At 67.7% G+C, this 17,580-nt stretch carries 12 protein-coding genes and 1 pseudogene; 7 read left to right on the forward strand and 6 right to left on the reverse strand.

What is annotated here, in order from left to right:
• Positions 1-96: 96 nt before the first annotated feature.
• Positions 97-1,266 carry a YlbL family protein gene (locus tag AC1M0F_RS04730; RefSeq protein WP_480237034.1) on the reverse strand — a complete coding sequence of 390 codons (1,170 nt, stop codon included), beginning with the start codon at positions 1,264-1,266 and terminating at the stop codon, positions 97-99.
• A 118-nt stretch (positions 1,267-1,384) separates the two neighbouring features.
• On the opposite strand from AC1M0F_RS04730, the gene AC1M0F_RS04735 reads away from it, so the two are divergent.
• Together AC1M0F_RS04735 and AC1M0F_RS04740 are read left to right on the forward strand one after the other, a co-directional pair.
• A complete protein-coding gene (locus AC1M0F_RS04735; RefSeq protein WP_480237035.1) occupies positions 1,385-2,746 on the forward strand; it encodes a zinc-dependent metalloprotease in 1,362 nt (453 codons plus the stop codon).
• Between the two features lie 64 nt (positions 2,747-2,810).
• Positions 2,811-3,569, forward strand: a pseudogene (locus tag AC1M0F_RS04740) (TOMM precursor leader peptide-binding protein); the annotation flags it as partial.
• On the opposite strand, the gene AC1M0F_RS04745 reads toward AC1M0F_RS04740, so the two are convergent.
• Both AC1M0F_RS04745 and nudC read right to left on the reverse strand, forming a co-directional pair.
• Positions 3,511-5,250, reverse strand: a complete 1,740-nt coding sequence (locus AC1M0F_RS04745) for an ATP-dependent helicase (RefSeq protein ID WP_480237036.1) — start codon at positions 5,248-5,250, stop codon at positions 3,511-3,513. The pseudogene AC1M0F_RS04740 and the gene AC1M0F_RS04745 overlap by 59 nt on opposite strands.
• Positions 5,247-6,242 (reverse strand): NAD(+) diphosphatase, encoded by a 996-nt coding sequence (nudC, locus tag AC1M0F_RS04750; RefSeq protein WP_480237037.1) that lies wholly within the window; start codon positions 6,240-6,242, stop codon positions 5,247-5,249. The genes AC1M0F_RS04745 and nudC overlap by 4 nt, the downstream gene beginning before the upstream one ends.
• A 91-nt stretch (positions 6,243-6,333) precedes the next feature.
• Between nudC and AC1M0F_RS04755 the strand changes: the two genes are divergently transcribed.
• The gene (locus AC1M0F_RS04755) at positions 6,334-7,707 is read left to right on the forward strand and encodes a phosphotransferase (RefSeq protein ID WP_480237038.1); all 1,374 of its coding nucleotides are present in this window, start codon (positions 6,334-6,336) and stop codon (positions 7,705-7,707) included.
• On the opposite strand, the gene AC1M0F_RS04760 is transcribed toward AC1M0F_RS04755, so the two are convergent.
• Positions 7,611-10,898: an ATP-dependent DNA helicase gene (locus AC1M0F_RS04760; protein ID WP_480237039.1), complete on the reverse strand. Its 3,288-nt coding sequence runs from the start codon at positions 10,896-10,898 to the stop codon at positions 7,611-7,613. The genes AC1M0F_RS04755 and AC1M0F_RS04760 overlap by 97 nt on opposite strands.
• Positions 10,895-14,044, reverse strand: a complete 3,150-nt coding sequence (locus AC1M0F_RS04765; protein WP_480237040.1) for a PD-(D/E)XK nuclease family protein — start codon at positions 14,042-14,044, stop codon at positions 10,895-10,897. The genes AC1M0F_RS04760 and AC1M0F_RS04765 overlap by 4 nt, the downstream gene beginning before the upstream one ends.
• 143 nt (positions 14,045-14,187) lie before the next feature.
• Between AC1M0F_RS04765 and AC1M0F_RS04770 the strand changes: the two genes are divergently transcribed.
• The 3 genes from AC1M0F_RS04770 (at position 14,188) to AC1M0F_RS04780 (ending at position 15,179) form a co-directional block, all read left to right on the forward strand.
• Positions 14,188-14,412, forward strand: a complete 225-nt coding sequence (locus tag AC1M0F_RS04770) for a DUF3107 domain-containing protein (RefSeq protein ID WP_480237041.1) — start codon at positions 14,188-14,190, stop codon at positions 14,410-14,412.
• Between the two features lie 9 nt (positions 14,413-14,421).
• A complete protein-coding gene (locus tag AC1M0F_RS04775; protein ID WP_480237042.1) occupies positions 14,422-14,709 on the forward strand; it encodes a hypothetical protein in 288 nt (95 codons plus the stop codon).
• Positions 14,710-14,777: 68 nt separating this feature from the next.
• Complete coding sequence (locus AC1M0F_RS04780; protein WP_480237043.1) at positions 14,778-15,179, forward strand: type II toxin-antitoxin system VapC family toxin; 402 nt, start codon at positions 14,778-14,780, stop codon at positions 15,177-15,179.
• On the opposite strand, the gene AC1M0F_RS04785 is transcribed toward AC1M0F_RS04780, so the two are convergent.
• The gene (locus AC1M0F_RS04785) at positions 15,169-15,885 is read right to left on the reverse strand and encodes a ferritin-like fold-containing protein (protein ID WP_480237044.1); all 717 of its coding nucleotides are present in this window, start codon (positions 15,883-15,885) and stop codon (positions 15,169-15,171) included. The genes AC1M0F_RS04780 and AC1M0F_RS04785 overlap by 11 nt on opposite strands.
• A 119-nt stretch (positions 15,886-16,004) precedes the next feature.
• On the opposite strand from AC1M0F_RS04785, the gene AC1M0F_RS04790 reads away from it, so the two are divergent.
• The gene (locus tag AC1M0F_RS04790) at positions 16,005-17,444 is read left to right on the forward strand and encodes a DEAD/DEAH box helicase (RefSeq protein ID WP_480237045.1); all 1,440 of its coding nucleotides are present in this window, start codon (positions 16,005-16,007) and stop codon (positions 17,442-17,444) included.
• Positions 17,445-17,580 lie beyond the last annotated feature (136 nt).

Genomic DNA, 17,580 nt, shown 5'->3' on the forward strand with positions numbered 1-17,580 from the left:
GTTCGGGGTCTGGTCACAAGTCTATGGGGATGTGCACTCCAGAGGCTGGGAGCTAGCCGGTCGACTGGTGGGGATGCGCCCGGCGAAGGCTGGAAATCAGTCGGTCGACCTCGGCGCCTCACAGGTGGGGAGGGCGTCCAGTCCGTTCGACGACTCGATCGCGTCGAGGGCCGCCAGCGAGTCGTCCAGCGTCGCGACGCTCAGCACCCGCAGGCCGTCAGGAACATGGCCGACCACTTCGTTGCAGTTCGCGGCCGGGGCGAGGAAGTAGCTCGCGCCGGCGTCGAGGGCTCCATAGAGCTTCTGACGGATGCCGCCGATCGGCCCGACGGTGCCTTCGGCATCGATCGTCCCCGTGCCTGCCACGTTCTCGCCGCCGTTCAGCTTGCCCGGCGTCATCTTGTCGATGATCCCGAGCGCGAACATCATGCCAGCACTCGGACCTCCGACATTGTCGAGCTGAATCGTCACGTCGACAGGGAAGTCATAGAGAACCTTCGTCGCGATGCCGATGATGCTCGTGTCCTCGCCGTCAGCGGACGTCGCAGCGACGGGAGTGATCGACACCGTTGACGGCACTCCCCCTCGGACGATGTCGAAGGCGGCAGCCTGGTCGGTTCCGTTCGCAGTGATGGCGTCGCGCAGCGACGTGAGGTCGCTGACGGCGGTGTCGTTCACCGCGATGATCTCGTCATCGACTTTGAGCTTTCCGTCCGCCGGGGCGCCGTCGGCGACCTGCCCGACAGCGAGCTGCGCCGGGAAGTCGTAGTCGAGTTCGGTCAGAGCCGCCGCAATGGCATCCTGCTGCGAATCGACCATGAGGGCGGCGTTCTCCGCTTCGCGCTCCTCGGTCGACACGCCTTCCGGGAAGAGAGCTTCGACGGGCACGACGGCCTTGCTCGGGGAGAACCAGGCAAGGGCGATCTCGAACCAGTTCGGACGCTGTTCCCTGTTTCCGACCGCCTGGACGGTGAGCATGTCGAGTGCACCCCCGGTGTCGAAGGTCTCCGCCCCTTTCACGGTGACCATCGGTACTTCTTCGTCGTCGATCGTCACGGTGCCGAGCGTGTTGAACACCGGGCCCGGCTGCTGGATCACGTAGGACGTGGGCCACAGAGCGAGGGCGAGGAGGATCACGAAGGAGAGGGCGAGGGCCAGCCAGCCGCGGGTGCGCCGACGGTGTGCGCGCTCCATCGACGCGAGCTCCGCCTCCGAATAAAGCGCCTGCGGTTCGGTGCCTGGCGGGTATTCGCTCAAGAGACTCATCGTGCCTTTCATGGTGTTCGCGACGGGCGGACAGCAGCCAGGGGCAGCCGCGCGAAACTCGGAGGATCACCGACTAGCGTAGATCCCGCAACCGAATGCTGTCTGAAAGGTGGCCTCTGTGCCCGACGAATCCGACAAGAACCCCGAGGACGAGTTCCGCGACATGCTGCGGCAGTTCCTGGCAGGGAACGCCGGGATCGACCCGAGTCAGCTCGCCGGTGCCGCCGGTCTTCCCGGTGATCCTGCGTCGGTCAACGCGATGCTCAGCCAGCTCCGAAACGCGCTCCAGGGCGGCGGAGACGGAAGCATCAACTGGCAGGCCGCCACCGACCAGGCCGTGACGCTCGCGAACGGTGAAGCCGTCCCGACGAGTGCCGAGCAGCGAGCTGCGCTCGACCAGGCCTTCTCGATCGCCGCGTTGTGGCTCGACGACGTCACCGGCATTACCGAGCTGACGAGCGTCCCGAAACTCCTCACCCGCGCCGAGTGGGCCCGCGCGACGATGCCGGTCTGGACCCAGCTGGCCGAGCCGGTCGCCACCAGCATCTCGGATGCCCTCACCCGCGTGCTCAGGGAGCAGGCACCCGAGGAGTTCCAGGGCATGGTCGAGAACGCCGGAGCCCTGCTGAGGAGCATCGGCGGCGCCCTCTTCGCCATGCAGCTGGGGCAGGTCGTCGGCCAGCTCTCGATGGAAGTCGTTTCTGGCGGCGACGTCGGAATACCTCTCCTCGACGACAACCAGGCCGCGATCCTCCCGCAGAACGTCGCGGCGTTCGGCGACGGGCTCGACATCCCTGACGACCAGGTGCAGCTGTACCTGGCGGTGCGGGAGATCGCCCATGCCAGACTGTTCCGACACGCCCGCTGGCTCCGCCTGCACCTCATCTCCTCGATCACCGAGTTCGCCCGTGGCATCCGAATCGACACCGACCGGCTGGAGAGCCTCGCGGACGGCTTCGACCCGTCGAACCCCGAGGAACTGCGCCAGGCCATGGTCGACGGCTCACTCATCCCACCGAAGACCGATGCCCAGCTGGCCACGCTCGCCCGCCTCGAAACCATCCTCGCCCTCGTCGAAGGCTGGGTCGACGTGGTGACCGCCCGCGCGACGTCACGCCTGCCCAAGGCCGACGCCATCGCCGAGATGGTCCGTCGTCGCCGCGCGACCGGTGGTCCCGCTGAGTCCGCGTTCTCGACCCTCGTGGGGCTCGAACTGCGGCCACGGCGATTGCGCGAAGCCGCAGCGATGTGGCAGCAGATCACGGATGCCGTCGGCGACGAGCAGCGCGACGCGCTCTGGTCGCACCCTGACGTCATCCCGACCGGCGAAGACATCGACGACCCGGCAGCGCTGATCGCCCGGCTCGAGGCGCATGCTCGCGGCGAGGTACCGGAACCGGACGACTTCGACACGGCGCTCGAGAACCTTCTCCGCGGCGAAGAGGGCTCAGGCAGCAGCGAGAACCCGCCGGTCGTCTGAACCGACGACGCTGCCCTGTGGAGAAACCGCACGGGGCAGCTCCAAGTGGGGCATGATCTCCCGCATGCTTCTCAGACTCGACCCCCGGTACCCGATCGTCTGGCGAACTCCGACGTCGCTGCAGATCGGCGCCGAGCAGGCCATCGCCCGGCTCGACACGATCAGCACGGCCGTCGAGCATCTGCTCGGCGCGGTGATCGCCGGCATCAGCCGCGAAGAACTCGATGAGCTGGCCGTCCGGGTCGGAGCGGCTCCCGCCGAGGTCCAGGAGTTCCTCGACGGTGTCGCGCCTGCACTCGTCTCCCCCGAAGCGCAGCGCGAGTCGCCCGTCTGGATCGTCGACGGACACGGAAGCACTGCCGACGGCATCCGTTCACTGCTCCTGCGCGAGGGACTCGCAGACGCTGAGGACCCCGACACCGAACGACCTCCGGACCTTGCGGTGGTTGTCGCCGCCCACGTGATCGACCCGAGACGATACGTGAGGTGGCTGAGCCTCGACATCCCGCATCTCGCGGTGGTCTACACCGACGTCGGTGTGGAGATCGGTCCCCTGGTCGAACCGGGCGCCGGACCGTGCCTGCACTGCCTCGCCCTCGAACGGACGGATGCAGATCCGGCGTGGCCCGCGATGGCATCCCAGTTGCTCGGTCAGCCGTCCCTGGCCGAACGCGAACCGCTGGTGAGCGAGGTCAGCGCGCGCGTCGCCCGGATCGTGACAGCCCGGCTCGCCGACGGGACGAACGACCTCGCCTCCGCATCCCTCAGGATCGACGGGTTCCGGGTGACGGGGCACCTGCTCGCGCACCGGCCACACCCGGATTGCGGATGCCGATCTCTGTCAGGAACCGCGAGCGATCCCGCGGTTGCGGCGACCGACCGGAGTGCTCCGCCCACGACATGAACAGGCGGGACCGCGCCCTCGTGATCCCGACGTACATCAGGCGCCGTTCCTCATCCACCTGCTCGAATGACTTCGCGTAGCTGATCGGGACCAGGCCCTCGCTGAGCCCGAGGAGGTAGACGACGTCCCATTCGAGTCCCTTGGCGGAGTGGAGGGTGGCCAGCGTCACCGCCGATACCGTCGGTTCGTGCTGTCCGGCCTGCCGCTCGAGCAGTTCGTCGGTGAACTGCCGGAAGGTCGTCCCAGTCGGAGCCTGATCGACGAGACCCATGATCGCGTTGAGGGACTCCCACTTGTCACGCACAGCGCCGGCGACCTCCGGGGCGACCTGCGTCCAGCCGAGCGAGCGCAACACATCGCTGACCGACTTGAACAGAGGCTCCCCCGTGATCGACACGGATGCCCCGCGCAGCGCCATGATCGCCTGGCGGACCTCGGGCAGGTCGAAGAAGCGCTTGCTACCCCGGAGCAGGTACGGGACTCCGACATCGCCGAGCGCCGTCTCGAGCGCCGCCGACTGCACGTTGACTCGGTAGAGGATCGCGATGTGCTCGGGTTTCGTCCCCGCTGCGATCTGCTCGAGCACGGATTGCGCGATCGACCTGGCCTCGGTCATGTCGTTCGGGTACGCCGTGATCTCCGGTTGCTGGTGCGTATCGGCCGACCGGCTCGCGTGCAGGCTCAGCGCGCCAGGGCGTCCTCGCATGAGGCGGTTGGCTGTGTCGACGATCTGCGGTGTCGACCGGTAGTTCTGTTCGAGGCGCACCACCGTCGCATCCGGATGCCGCGCCGGGAAGTCGAGCAGGTACTCGCTCCGCGCACCGGCGAAGGAGTAGATGGTCTGGCTGGCGTCACCGACGACGCAGACGTCGTTCCTGCCGCCGATCCACAATTCGAGGAGTTGTTGCTGCAGCGGCGAGACGTCCTGGTACTCGTCGACGACGAAGAACCGGTACTGCTCGTGCACCTGCATGGCCACGGCGGGTTCCGTCTGGATCATCCCGGCGCAGGCCAGAAGCACGTCTTCGAAGTCGAGCTGACGGCGCTCGTCCTTGAGGTCTTCGTATGCCTGTTGCATCGCCGCCACCTGGTCTGCGGCGAGGTTCTGGGGTGCAGGGCGGTTGGCGGCCGCGTACTGCTCGATGCTCAGGCCAGACACTTTGCGCCATTCGATCTCGGCCGCGATGTCACGGAGGGTCGCGGTGTCGAGTTTGAGCTGGAGGCGTTCCGCCGCGTGCCCCAGCATCCGTCCCTTGCTGGTGACGAGAGCCGGCATGATTCCGCCGACCGTATGCGGCCAGAAGTAGTTGAGCTGGCTCAGCGCTGCAGCGTGGAAGGTGCGTGCTGCCACCCCGCCTGCACCGAGGTGGCGGAGCCGGCCCCGGAGTTCGGCTGCAGCCCGGTTCGTGAAGGTGAGGGCCATCACCCGGTTCGCCGCGTAGGTTCCCGTCGCGACTCCGTGGGCGATCCGGTGCGTGATCGCGCGCGTCTTACCGGTTCCGGCACCGGCGAGCACGCACACAGGTCCTCTGAGCGCCTCGGCGGCGACGCGCTGATCGTCGTCCAGGCCGGCGAGGAGATCGGTCGGCTCAGCGCTCATGCCTGTGTCACCGCGGAATCCGCCGAAGCGGCCCGCGCGGCTTCGTCGAGACCGGGGCCACCGTCTGCGACGAGCCAGTGGTCGATGAGGGAACGGGCGATCGACGCCGGACCCGGCAGGAGCAGGGTTCCCGCTTCACTGCGAAGCTGCTTGCGGCTCAGCCAGCGCAGGTCAACGATCTCCTCTCCGTCCGGTTGGAGAAGGTCGGGGTCGTGTCCTGCTGCAACCCGGGCGGAGAAGCCGAGCATCATGGACCGTGGGAACGGCCACGGCTGGGAACCGAGGTAGACGGGATTCTCAACCGTCAGTCCGGACTCCTCAGCGATCTCCCGGCACACGGCCTGCTCGAGCGACTCGCCCGCTTCGACGAAGCCGGCCAGAAGCGAGTAGCGGCCTTCGGGCCAGAGGATGTTGGACCCGAGGAGGAGCCGGTCGTCGTCGTCGAGGACGAGGACGATGACGGCGGGGTCCGTCCGCGGGAAAACCTGGTTGTGGCAGTTGGGGCAGAGCCGCATCCAGCCACCGAGCGACGGCTGTGTCGCGGTCCCGCACTTGGGACAGTGGCCGTGGGAGGCGTGCCAGTTCGCGAGGGCGACGGCCGCGGTCATGAGGGCCGAGTCGCCGGCGCCGAGTGTGCTCCCAGATTCCCTGAGCGACACCCACCTGTCCGGGTCCGCTTCGATTGCGTGCGCGACGGCATCCGTCACCACGGCGAGGACCACCGGAGCGCCGACCTCGGCATGGGTTCCGGCTTCGACCGTGCGTCCGAGGTAGCACAGCACCTCTGCGGCCGGCATGGCTTCGGGAGTGAGCAGGGCCAGGCGGTCGCCGTCCATCAGGGTCTTGCCATGCCAGAGCGGGAGGACCCGCGCCTGCGGGTCGGCAAGCAGTTCGCGAAACAGGTCGGGTCTGACCCGGGCGTCGGCGTCACGGTTCACCGCGGTCCGAGCGAGGGGAAGATCGGTGAGCGCGCCGAGAACGAACAAAAGCACTCCCAAGTGCAAGGGCGTGGCGGATAGCTGCCACGGGGGTGGGCGACCTAACCTAGATGCCATGGCCAGATCGCATCTAACTCTAGCCGCGTTGGCAACCTCAGCTGTCGCGGACCTGCAGATCGTCGGCGCAGGCCCGTTCGGGCACGGATCGACTGGCGATTTCGACTCGGCGCTGTTGCGCACGAGCGATGACCGCGAACTGGTCATCCGGGTTCCCGCGAATGAGCGAGCGGCGAGCGAGCAGTCCGTCGAACTCATTGCGCTGCAGGCGATGACCGCGGGCATCCGCAGTCGGCTTCCCTTCGATGTCCCTGCCGTCGTCGGGCAGGTGTCGACGCAAGGCCCCCGTGCCGTCGTGTACGACTACCTTCCCGGTTACACCGTCGAAGCCGCCGGAATTCCCGCAGGCGACGGCGTCGCCAGCTCGATCGGTGCGGCGATCGCCGCCATTCACGCCCTCCCCGGCTCGTTCGTCGCGGAGGTCGGGCTTCCCCATCTCACCGCCGCCGAGTGTCGCAACGAGGCGCGAAGTGTCATCGAACGCGCCGCGTCGACCCGATTGCTTCCCACCGCCGTACGCAAACGATGGACGGATGCCGCCGCTGACGACAGCCTCTGGCAGTTTCAGCCCGCGGTGATCCACGGTTCCCTGGGCGCGGAGTCGTTCGTGATCACCGATCATGATGTCGGACCGATCGTCACGGCCGTTCTCGGCTGGAACGCGCTCCGCGTCGGCGACCCGGCCAGGGATCTGCACTGGCTGAGCGGCGCGGGCGAGGCAGCGGAAAGTGTGCTGACCGCCTACCGCTCCGCATCGTCTCGAAACCCGGATCGTCTGCTCGTTCAACGCTCCATGCTGCACGCCGAGCTCGAGTTGGCCCGCTGGCTGCTCCACGGAGTCGACGCGAGAGACAAGAGCATCATCGATGACGCCGTCAGCCTCCTCGACGGCCTCGTGGACCACGTCCTCGGCGACCTCATGCATCCGCTGTCGCCACAGACCGGACCGATCATGGCCGTGTCGGATGTCGAGGACATGCTCACCCGCACGCCGCAGGCTTCTGGCACGCCCGGTTCGTCAGGGATCGGCATGGAGACCGACAGTTACGACCGCTCAGAGCTCGAGGCCGTCTTCGGTCAGGACGCCGAACGGATCGGTACCGAGAAGACGTCGGTTCCCGCCGGCCAGGCGCGCACCGCGGATGAGAACGCCGCGGAACCCGACGATGCTCCTCTGGTCTTCTCCGACGCTTTCGACCCGGATGCTGTCGAGACCGGTCCGATCGAGATCGTCTCCTCGTCGGACGACCGCTCATCGGACGACAGCGGCGAACGGCACACAGACGACCACCGCGGCGATGCCGGCTACACGGCCGAGTTGGACTTCTCCGCGCTCGAAGCGGCGGAGTCCGGCGAGATCACTCCCCTGGTCCAGCGGCGACCGAGGTCTTCGGCGGAGTAGAGCCGCTCCGGCCGGATCACGAGGTCATCGGTCACGTAGTAGAACACGGCGTCGATGATCTCGGGTGAGACCCTCTTCCACTGCGCGAAAGCGAGACGGTAGAGCGCGAGCTGGTACTGCCGTTCGTCGAGCTCAGCGGCTGTCTTCGGGGCTTTGCCCGTCTTCCAGTCCACGATCTGGAACCGTCCGTCCCGCTCGTACACGGCATCGAGTTTGCAGATGATGATCTGTTCCCCGAGAACGAAGTTGATCTCCCTCTCCACCTCGACCGGGCGGAGATCCGCCCACTCGGACGCCTCGAAGGTGCGCTGCAGGACTCTGAGTTCGTCGATCTCCCTCTGCTCGAGTGGCAGCAGGGTTCCGGGCGCCTGGTCGATGTCCTGCTCGAGCAGGGTGGAATCCAGCGATTCCTGGCCGCCGGCGACCCCGGCCCGCTGCTCGACCCAGCTGTGGAACAGCGTGCCGAGCCTGGTCTGCCGGTACGGGCGTTCAGGGAGCGGACGCCGCATGCGTGTGGCGAGGGCAGCGGCATCCGTCACGAAGTCCTTGAACCGGGAAGCGGGGACTCGATCGGGCAGGTCGACGTACTCGTCGGACTGCTGGCGGGCTTCCCGCTCGGCGAGGAGGAGGGCGATGTCGTTCGACCAGATGGTGCGGAGATCGGGATCGGCTGATCGCACCGCTGTTGCGGCGGCGTGCACGGCTCCCGTTCTGGCGCCGAGCGGGTCGAGCGGCCACACGACGGCGTTCTGCTCGTCAGCGAGCGGATTCTCCTCGAATTCTGATTCGTCGGGAAGTCCGTCGCAGCTCGATGGGACGGCAGCGACGATTTCACGGAGGAACCGGCCCGGCCCGCGGGGCCTCGCCTGGGTGGACCAGAACGATCCGCTGGCGAGGAGGGCGTCCCTGGCCCTGGTCACGGCGACGTACGCAAGACGACGCTGCTCGCCCGCGTTCCGCGCCTCGAGTCCCTCGCCGAACGCGGCGTATGCCGCGTCGAAATCGGCCTGAGTGCCGGCTCCCCGCCAGTCCAGAGCGGGCAATTCGCCGCGGTCGCCGCGGAACTCGTACGGCAGTTCACCGAAGGCCGTCCAGCCCCGCTTGCTGCGGAGCGTGCCGGGCAATTCGTCCTGGACCATTCTCGGAACGACGACGCTGTCCCATTCGAGTCCCTTGGACCCATGGATGGTGAGGATCTGGACGGTCCCCGGCTCCGGATCCTCGCCCCTCGGACTGAGGTTCTCTCGTCGCTCGGCCTCCGCCAGCCAGGACAGGAAAGGGCCGAGAGTTCCCCCGTCATCGATGGCGAGGTAAGACGAGATCTGCTCCGAGAATGCGTCGAGGCTGGCCTGGCCGAGCGGGTTCTGCTCGTTGGCCGCCACCTCGATGTCGAGCTGGAGTTCCTGCACCACGAGGTTGACGAGGTCGTAGAGGTCGAGGCCCGAGCGGCGACGGAGGGCATTGAGCTGGCGGGCCACGAGCCGCATCCGGCGGATGCCCTCTGCGCTGAATTCGCGCAGCGCACTGTGATTCGCGGGGGCAGTCTGGAGGAAGTCGATGGCGTCGACGATGGATTTGCCGTCGTCGTTCGCCGCGGATGCCGCGATCCGTTCGCGGATGTCTTCCGCAATCGGCTGTTGGGCCAGATCCCGGTCTGCGAGCCACCTGGCGAGCCCGCTCAGCGCCTTGATGTCTTTCGGCCCGATCCGCCAGCGTGCGCCGGTGAGGAGCCGGACCAGCTCCGAACCTGCGGTCGGGTCGTGCAGGACGCGGAGGGCGCAGACGAGGTCGACGACGACCGGCTGCTCGAGCAGACCGGCGACACCGAGGATGTGGAACGGCACGTTGTTGCGACGCAGTGCCTCAGTGAAGACGTCGACCTTCTTCAGCGAACGGCAGAGCATGGCCGCGGTGCGCTGCCCTCCCCTGCCCGACGGCCGGCCAAGTTCCGCGGCGAGCCAGCGGGCAACGGCATCCGCTTCGTCGACCACCGTCTCGGCGAAGACGACGGTGATGTCGCCGGCACCCGCGTGCGATGGGCTGGACAGCTGCCGCACCGGGACCCGCGGTGTAGGAGGAAGAGGTGCGACGATCGCGTTCGCAGCGTCGAGCACGCGACCCGAGTTGCGCCAACTCGTCGAGAGCGCGAATGCCGCTGCCGTTCCCGTCGTCGCGAAGTCGTCGGAGAACCGTGCGAGGTTGGCCGCACTCGCTCCCCGCCAGCCGTAGATCGACTGGTTCGGGTCGCCGACCGCCATGACCGGATGTCCGGAGAACAACCGGGCCAGGAGATCGGTCTGGACCACGGACGTGTCCTGGTATTCGTCGAGGATGACGACGCGGAACCGGGCCCGGTACTCATCGACCACTCGCGGCACGCGCCGGCAGATCTCGAGGGCGAGCGCGACCTGGTCGCTGAACTCCACGAAGCCGAGCCGTTGCTTCTCGGCGGCAAACCGTTCGGCGAGGTCGACGATCAGTGCAAGCGAATCCACGTCGGCGACCGCGGCCGACACGGAGGCGAAAGGAGTGACCTTGCGCGATGAGCCGTCGTGCAGGGGCAGGGTTTCGAGCTCGTGGAACGCTTCGGCGAATGAGCGGATCTCATCGGTCCGGCCTGCCACGTCGTTATCGCTGAGCGCATGGCTGAGTGAAACAACGGCCGCAGTGACCTGGTCGACGCTCTTGTCGAGCCCCACGAGGCGCTCGTCGCCGCTGTCGACGACGATGCGCCTGGCCAGTCGCCACGCGGACGCCTCGGTGATGACCGTCGCATCGGGTTCCCTGCCGATCAGGCGGGCGTACTCGCGGAACAGCCCGCTGGCGAAGGAGTTGTACGTGGCGATGGTCGGGGCCTCGAGAACGTCGATCTCGGATTCCGGGTTCTCGGCGCGTTGGAGGTCCTGGAGCTGGCCGATGCGTACCCGCACCCGTTCGGCCAGTTCACCGGCGGCCTTGCGGGTGAACGTGAGTCCGAGGATCTCTGGCACCCGGACCTTGTGGTTGGCGAGGAGCCAGACGATGCGGTTCGCCATCGTCTCGGTCTTGCCGCTGCCTGCACCTGCCACGACCAGGGCCGGTTCCAGGTCGGCTTCGATCACGGCGACCTGTTCGGCTGTTGGCTCGGGGAGCCCGAGTCTGGCCGCGATCTCCCGCGCCGAGATTCGCGGTGCACCGGTCTGCGGGGTCATGCGCTCACCGCCGCGACGAGGTGGATGCGATACATGGAGCCTGCTTTCGGGTCGCGCTCGTCGAGGTTCGGGTTGCCGGTGAATTCCGCCGCTGCCATGCCGTGCCCGGCAGTCACCACCCGTCCGGTGAACGCAGCGCGCTCCTCGGCACTCATCGGCTGTTGCGTGAGCACGCGGTAGTTCTTGCCGGCTGGCCCGCCTGAGACGTAGAGCAGCGTGGCACCGCCGGACGTGTCCTCGGGGCTCGTCCCGTCGATGGCTCCTGCGGCCAGCGCGAGCTGGTAGCCGCCGAGCTGCGGGTTCTCGGCGACCTTCGATTTCGTCGGCGCGGTCTTGCCCGTCTTCAGATCGACGATGACCACCTCACCACCGGGAAGCCTTTCCACGCGGTCGATGGTGCCGGAGAGTTTCACCTGGCCGAGAGTCACCGAGAAGGTCCCCTCCGCGCTGATCGTCTCGCTGCCCGCACGGCGGAAGTCGCGCAGGTATTCGGACAGACCCTCGACGAGGCGGTGGGTGAGCCTGCGCTGCCGCTCGGCGAGCCATGGGGCCTCGAAGTACAGCTCGGACCAGTGCTCGTCGATGTGCTGCCAGAGTCGTTCGACGCTGATGTCGTCGTCCGTGAGCTCGGCCGCCGGGATCCTTCCCGCCTGTTCCATGGCGGCGTGGACGACGGTTCCGATTCCCGCGGCGAGCCCGGAAGGGGCGGCCGCCATCGTGTCGATGAACCACGCCAGACCCGACTTCTCGAAGGTCTCGAGCTTGGACGGCGACACGGAGACGAGGGCATCCTCGTGGCTGAGATCCACGAGAGGCGCCGTCGTCGTCGAATCGAGGAGCCCGTACCAGTCATCAGGGTTCGCACCGGGGACGTCTTCGGCCGCCAGCCTGGCGAGCGCGGTCGCCGCGTGGGGATCTCCGGTCGTGACCAGCCGCCGGCGCAATGCTCCGACCATCCCGCGTAAAGACAACGGATGCTGTGCTTCGCTGCCGGACAGGGGCTCCACCGCGCGGATGGCCGGGAAACGCAGGAACGCAGACGGCTGCTCGTCGTCATTCACCGTCGCGGTGAGCACGACCTGGAACCGGGCCCGGGAGACGGCCAGCGCGAACATCCGCAATTCATCCGAGAGGACCTCAGCGCGGGCGTCCAGGTCGGCGATGGGGAGGCCAGCAGCCAACTGACTGAGCTGGTGCGGATACAACAGTGACCCGCGCAGTTGCGGGTTCGGCCAGGCGCCGTCCTGAAGACCAGCGACGACGACGACGTCGAATTCGCTGCCGACGACGGCGCTCGGGGTGCCGATGAACACGGCCGCCGCTGCAGACTGGGGCGTCAGGGAGTCCTCGGGAACCTCCGAAGCGAGAACCTCGTCGATGAAACGACCTGCTGGTTCCTCCGGGTGTCGTTCGACGAAGCGCTTCGCCGCTGTGAAGAGCGCCATCACGCTGTCGAGGTGCCGGTTTGCTTCGTCTGCGGCCAGTCCTGAGCCGAGCGCCTGCGCGGACCACGCCCCCGCAAGGCCGCTCTTCTCCCAGAACAGCCAGAGAAGTTCCTCGATGCTCGCGCCGGAGTCTGCTGCCGAGCGTGCGTCGGCGAGCGTCTGCGCGAACCGGCCGGCTGCGCGTGCTGCCGCAGAGTCGATGGTGGCGAATCGCCCTGGCTGCTCGACCGCGTCGAGGAGGAGGTCATCACCCGAGCGGTTGCCGTCTCCGGCGAGTTCTTCATGGCGGAGGGCACGTCTCACCCGCCGCAGTGAGATTCCGTCGAGCCCGCAGAGCGGACCGCTCAGCATCGAGGTAACGAGCTCTGCTGTCGGTTCGAGCCTGCCGATCGCGAACGCCACGGCGGTGATGAGCTGCGCGGAGGCGTACTCGGCGCGGATCGTCCGGCCGCCCGAAGGCGTGGACGTCGGGACCTCGGCGAGGGCCAGAGCCCTGGCCAGCACAGGGATCGTGGCGCCCGACCGCACGATGACGGCGAGACGGGACCAGGGGATGCCGCCGAACAGGTGGTGTTCGCGGAGCACGCGTGCGATGCGCTGGTGCTCGGCAGCGGTCGATGCCGCCTCGATCCGGACGACCGGCTGGGGCACGTCGATCGGGAACTCTGGCGCGGGAGCGCCCTCGGCCGCACGATGTGCCACGGCGCCTGCCGCGCCCACCCTCGTGGTGATCTCGCGCACGAGTGTGCGGATGCCGTCGCCGTGGCGGTACGCCGTGTCGAGCGTCAGCCGTTCGATGGGGCGCCCCAGTGCTGCGCCGAGACCGGCCAGCGCCGCCGGGTCCGACCCGCGGAACGTGCTCGATGTGACATCCGGGTCGCCGAACGCCACGACCGCGACTCCGCGCCCGGCGAGCGCTCGCAACAGGGCGATCGCCGACGGGCCCTGTTCCTGGAAGTCGTCGACGACGACGAGCCGGAGCCCATCCAGACCGAACCCCCTGTTCAGTTCGGTGGTGGCCTGCGCGACGAGTTCTGCGGAGTCGAGGTGGTCGGCGCCGAAGCTGTCGACGACCTGCTCATACTCTGAGATGAATCGGGCTGCGGCGATCCACTCGGGACGCCCGTGGTCGCGGCCGAGCCTGGCCAGCGACTCGGGTCGGAGGCCCGCTTCGACGGTGCGCATCATCAGTTCGCGGAGCTCGGTCCGGAACCCCTTCAGCCGGCGCACCTCGGGGAGGAGCGGCTCCGGCCACTCCGGCCCTGTGCCGTCGGCCTCGTGCCAGGCGAGCAGCTCGGAGATCACCGTGTCCTGTTCGGCGCCGGTGAGCAGACGCGGTGCGTCACGTCCCTCGAGAGACGCGCGGGCACCGACGATCTGGAAGGCCACCGAGCTGAGTGTGCGGGCCAGCGGCCCCGTCGTCGGCACTGCCACGCGGAGGGCGAGCCGGTCGCGCAGAGCGGCAGCGGCACGCCGGTTCGGTGCGAGCACGAGAACCTCGTGCGGTTCGTAGTCGCGGAACACGATGCGATCGGCGACGAGTTCGACGACGGTCGACGTCTTGCCGGTGCCTGGGGCTCCGGCAATGGAGGCGCTGACGCCGTCCGCGAGGTCGATGACCGCCTGCTGGGAGGGATCCGGGACGATCAGCGGGGAAGCTGCCGTCGCGCGGCGCTGAGCGTTGAATCCCCGGATGGTCACGTCAGCAAAGTTATCGCGGGCCACCGACACGACGTGTCTCGCACGCCGGGGACGGCGGTGTTCGCTCTCGGCGAGTCCCGCCGGTCGAGGAGGGCAGGGCAACTGCCGTAATGTGGGCGGTAACGCATGGAAAGGTGCTTTACGTGGAGATCCGTATCGGTATTACCAACAGCGGGCGCGAGCTCAGCTTCGAGTCGGCACAGACCGCCACCGAGATCGAAAAGACGATCTCAGACGCGCTCGGTTCTGACAAGAGCTACTTCACCCTCACCGATGACAAGGGTCGCCTGTACATCGTCCCCACCGCAGGTCTCGCCTATGTCGAGGTCGGCAGCGAAGAGACCCGCCGCATCGGTTTCGTCGGCTAGGACCTGTCCGTGGAACTGCTCTTCATCATCCTGTTCGGCATCGCGGCCGGGATCGGCGTTCACTACGCACTGCCGTGGCGGGGCACCCACGGGATCGCCCTGACGCCTGCCATCGGCGGAATCGTCGCGGCGATCGTCTGGGTCGGTCTCACCTGGCTCGGCTGGGCATGGGATGGCGGCTGGATCTGGGCGGTCACCCTCGTCGTTGCGACGATCGTCGCCGCGGTCGTCGACCTGTTCCTCGGTCGCGCGCGCAAGGTCGCAGACCAGAACCGGCTCGTCGCGCTCGGCGGCTGAACGCCTGAACCTCTGGTCAGCCGTCACGCTGACCGCCTATCGTTGTGGAAACCCACGCGGAGGTAGCCATGACCAGGTTCGTCGTCGACGCCGGTGCACTCATCCACCTGGTGACCGCTGAGCTGGACGTGTCGCCGTCTCACGACTTGCTCGCCCCGACGCTCATCCGCTCCCAGACGCTTTCGGCGCTGCATGAGGCCGTCGCCCGCGGCGAACTCGAGGACGATCTCGCCCGCGACCGGCTCGCCCGGATCGGACGCATGCCGATCCGGCTCCTCGGCGACGCCGTCCTCCGCCGCCAGGCGTGGAAGGTGGCCGACCGCCTGGGCTCGGCGTCGACCTACGCCGCCGAGTACGTCGCCCTCACCCAGTTGCAGGCCGATGCCCTGGTGACGCTCGATGCCGACCTGGTGCGGAACGTCGAGGGAATCGTCAGGACCGAGTCGATAGACGCTCTCGTCAGGCCGTGAGCCCGAGGGCATCCATCCGGCGGGTGTGGGTGGCGATCAGCTCGGTGAACACCGGTTCGATCCGCTCCTCGTCGCTCTTGCTGTGCCCCTCGAGGTTCAGCGCCGAGTGCGCCAGGAGCAGGGTGTCGCCGACGAGGCGCCGACCGCACATGGCGAAGAAGTGGGCCCTCTTCGCGTCGACGGCGATGGCATCCATCAGCAGGCCGACGATCCCGGCAGATCCTGAATCGGCGCCGAGCAGGCTGGCGTAGCGGGCGCCGATGTCCGGGGGCAGGCCGTCCGACAGCCGGATGAAGAAGTCGTCCAGGAAACCCTGCGTGATGTAGAGGCTGAGCAGGCTCTCGTTGACGGATGCTCCGCGGGTCAGTGCGAGGAACCGGTCGACCCTGTCGACGAACGGAGCCATGACCTCCGTGGGGTCTTCACCGCGACGGCGGATCTCCGCGACGAGGCCCTGGTGCTTGGCCAGCGCGAAGCCGGCAGCGGCCGAGAGGGTCTGCGTGGCGTCGAGATTGCTCGAGGTGGCGCTGATGTTCGAGATCGACTGGAAGAAGCCGAGCTGGAGGTACGCGACCTGTCCGAGGTAACTCGACGTGTCTGGCGCGAGCTCTGCGAAATCGACCTTGGTGGCCTCGATCGTGCTCGCCCGGGAGCGCAGGCGCGGGACCGATGCTCGGGACCGGGACGCGCTAAACCATGAAACCACGGCTCCAGTGTAGATGCTCCGGTAGGCTGGGCTCTGTTCCCGGCACTGGATCGGGATACTACGCCTCGGTGAATATGCAGGGCGTAGACCGCTTATATGCATTGACAGGCAACCAACACGTGACTTTTACCGAACTCGGCGTCGACCAGGACATGGCAGACGCCCTCGCAGCCAAGGGCATCCTCGAACCCTTCCCCATTCAGGAACAGACCATCCCCCTCGCGCTTGACGGCCAGGACATCATCGGCCAGGCCAAGACCGGAACAGGCAAGACCTTCGGTTTCGGACTCCCCCTCCTCCAGCGCATCGGCAAGGACCCGGCGCCCGGCGTCGTCGCCCTCATCGTCGTCCCGACCCGTGAACTCTGCGTCCAGGTCACCGAAGACATCGAGCTCGCCGCCGGCAACCGCCCCACGAAGATCGTCTCGATCTACGGCGGCAAGGCCTATGAGGGCCAGATCGAGCAGCTGAAGGCCGGTGCGCAGGTCGTCGTCGGCACCCCCGGCCGCCTCATCGACCTCAACAACCAGCGCCTGCTCGACCTGTCGAACGTGCGCGAGATGGTGCTCGACGAGGCAGACAAGATGCTCGACCTCGGCTTCCTGGCCGACATCGAGAAGCTGTTCTCGAAGACCCCCCAGGATCGGCACACCATGCTGTTCTCGGCGACCATGCCCGGCCCGATCGTCGCGCTCGCGCGTCGTTTCATGTCGAAGCCGATCCACATCCGTGCGTCTGACCCTGACGAGGGCCTCACCCAGGCGAACATCAAGCACCTCGTCTACCGTGCGCACAACATGGACAAGGACGAGGTCATCGCCCGCATCCTGCAGTCCAACGGCCGCGGCAAGACCGTCATCTTCACCCGCACCAAGCGGGCGGCAGCGAAGCTCGTCGAGGAACTGAACGACCGCGGCTTCAACGCCGCCGCCGTTCACGGTGACCTCGGCCAGGAGCAGCGCGAGCGCGCCATGGCAGCGTTCAAGGCAGGCAAGAAGGACGTCCTCATCGCCACGGATGTCGCGGCACGCGGAATCGACGTCAACGACGTCACCCACGTGATCAACCACACGATCCCCGAGGACGAGAAAACCTACCTCCACCGCGTCGGCCGTACCGGCCGCGCAGGCAAGACCGGCATCGCCGTGACCTTCGTCGACTGGGACGACCTGCACAAGTGGGCGCTCATCAACAAGGCGCTCGACTTCGGTCAGCCCGAGCCGACCGAGACCTACTCCTCGAGCCCCCACCTGTTCACCGACCTCGACATCCCTGAGGGCACCAAGGGCAGGCTCAAGCCGTCCGCCGCCTCAGGTGCTCCGACCGAGAAACGCACGGGGCCGCCCCGTGACAGCTCGCGGCCGCCGCGCGACGGCGCACGCGACTCCGGTCGCGGTCGCACCCGCACACGGACGGCACCGGCAACGGATGCTTCGCAGGAGGACGCCACGGTCGTCGCCGCCGGAACGCACGACGGACAGGGCCCTGAGCACCACGACGGCAACAGCGCACCGCGCCGTCGCAGCCGCACGCGTCGCCGCACCAACCGCCCGGAGTAATCCTCCCCGAGCACCGAACGAGGTCCGTCCCGGCATCTGTCGGACGGGCCTCGTCCCATTGCGGGAGGCCAGGTGTTTTCGGGGTGTCGAGCCGGTCCTGAACGCGACATTGTTTGAGCTGAGGAGAAAACACCTG

Source organism: Mycetocola sp. Y719 (assembly GCF_056713205.1).

Bases quoted from the DNA above. Each gene is read 5' to 3' on its own strand.
- AC1M0F_RS04760 (WP_480237039.1), bottom strand. From the start codon at position 10,898: ATGACCCCGCAGACCGGTGCACCGCGAATCTCGGCGCGGGAGATCGCG.
- AC1M0F_RS04780 (WP_480237043.1), top strand. From the start codon at position 14,778: ATGACCAGGTTCGTCGTCGACGCCGGTGCACTCATCCACCTGGTGACC.
- AC1M0F_RS04730 (WP_480237034.1), bottom strand. From the start codon at position 1,266: ATGAGTCTCTTGAGCGAATACCCGCCAGGCACCGAACCGCAGGCGCTT.
- AC1M0F_RS04745 (WP_480237036.1), bottom strand. From the start codon at position 5,250: ATGAGCGCTGAGCCGACCGATCTCCTCGCCGGCCTGGACGACGATCAG.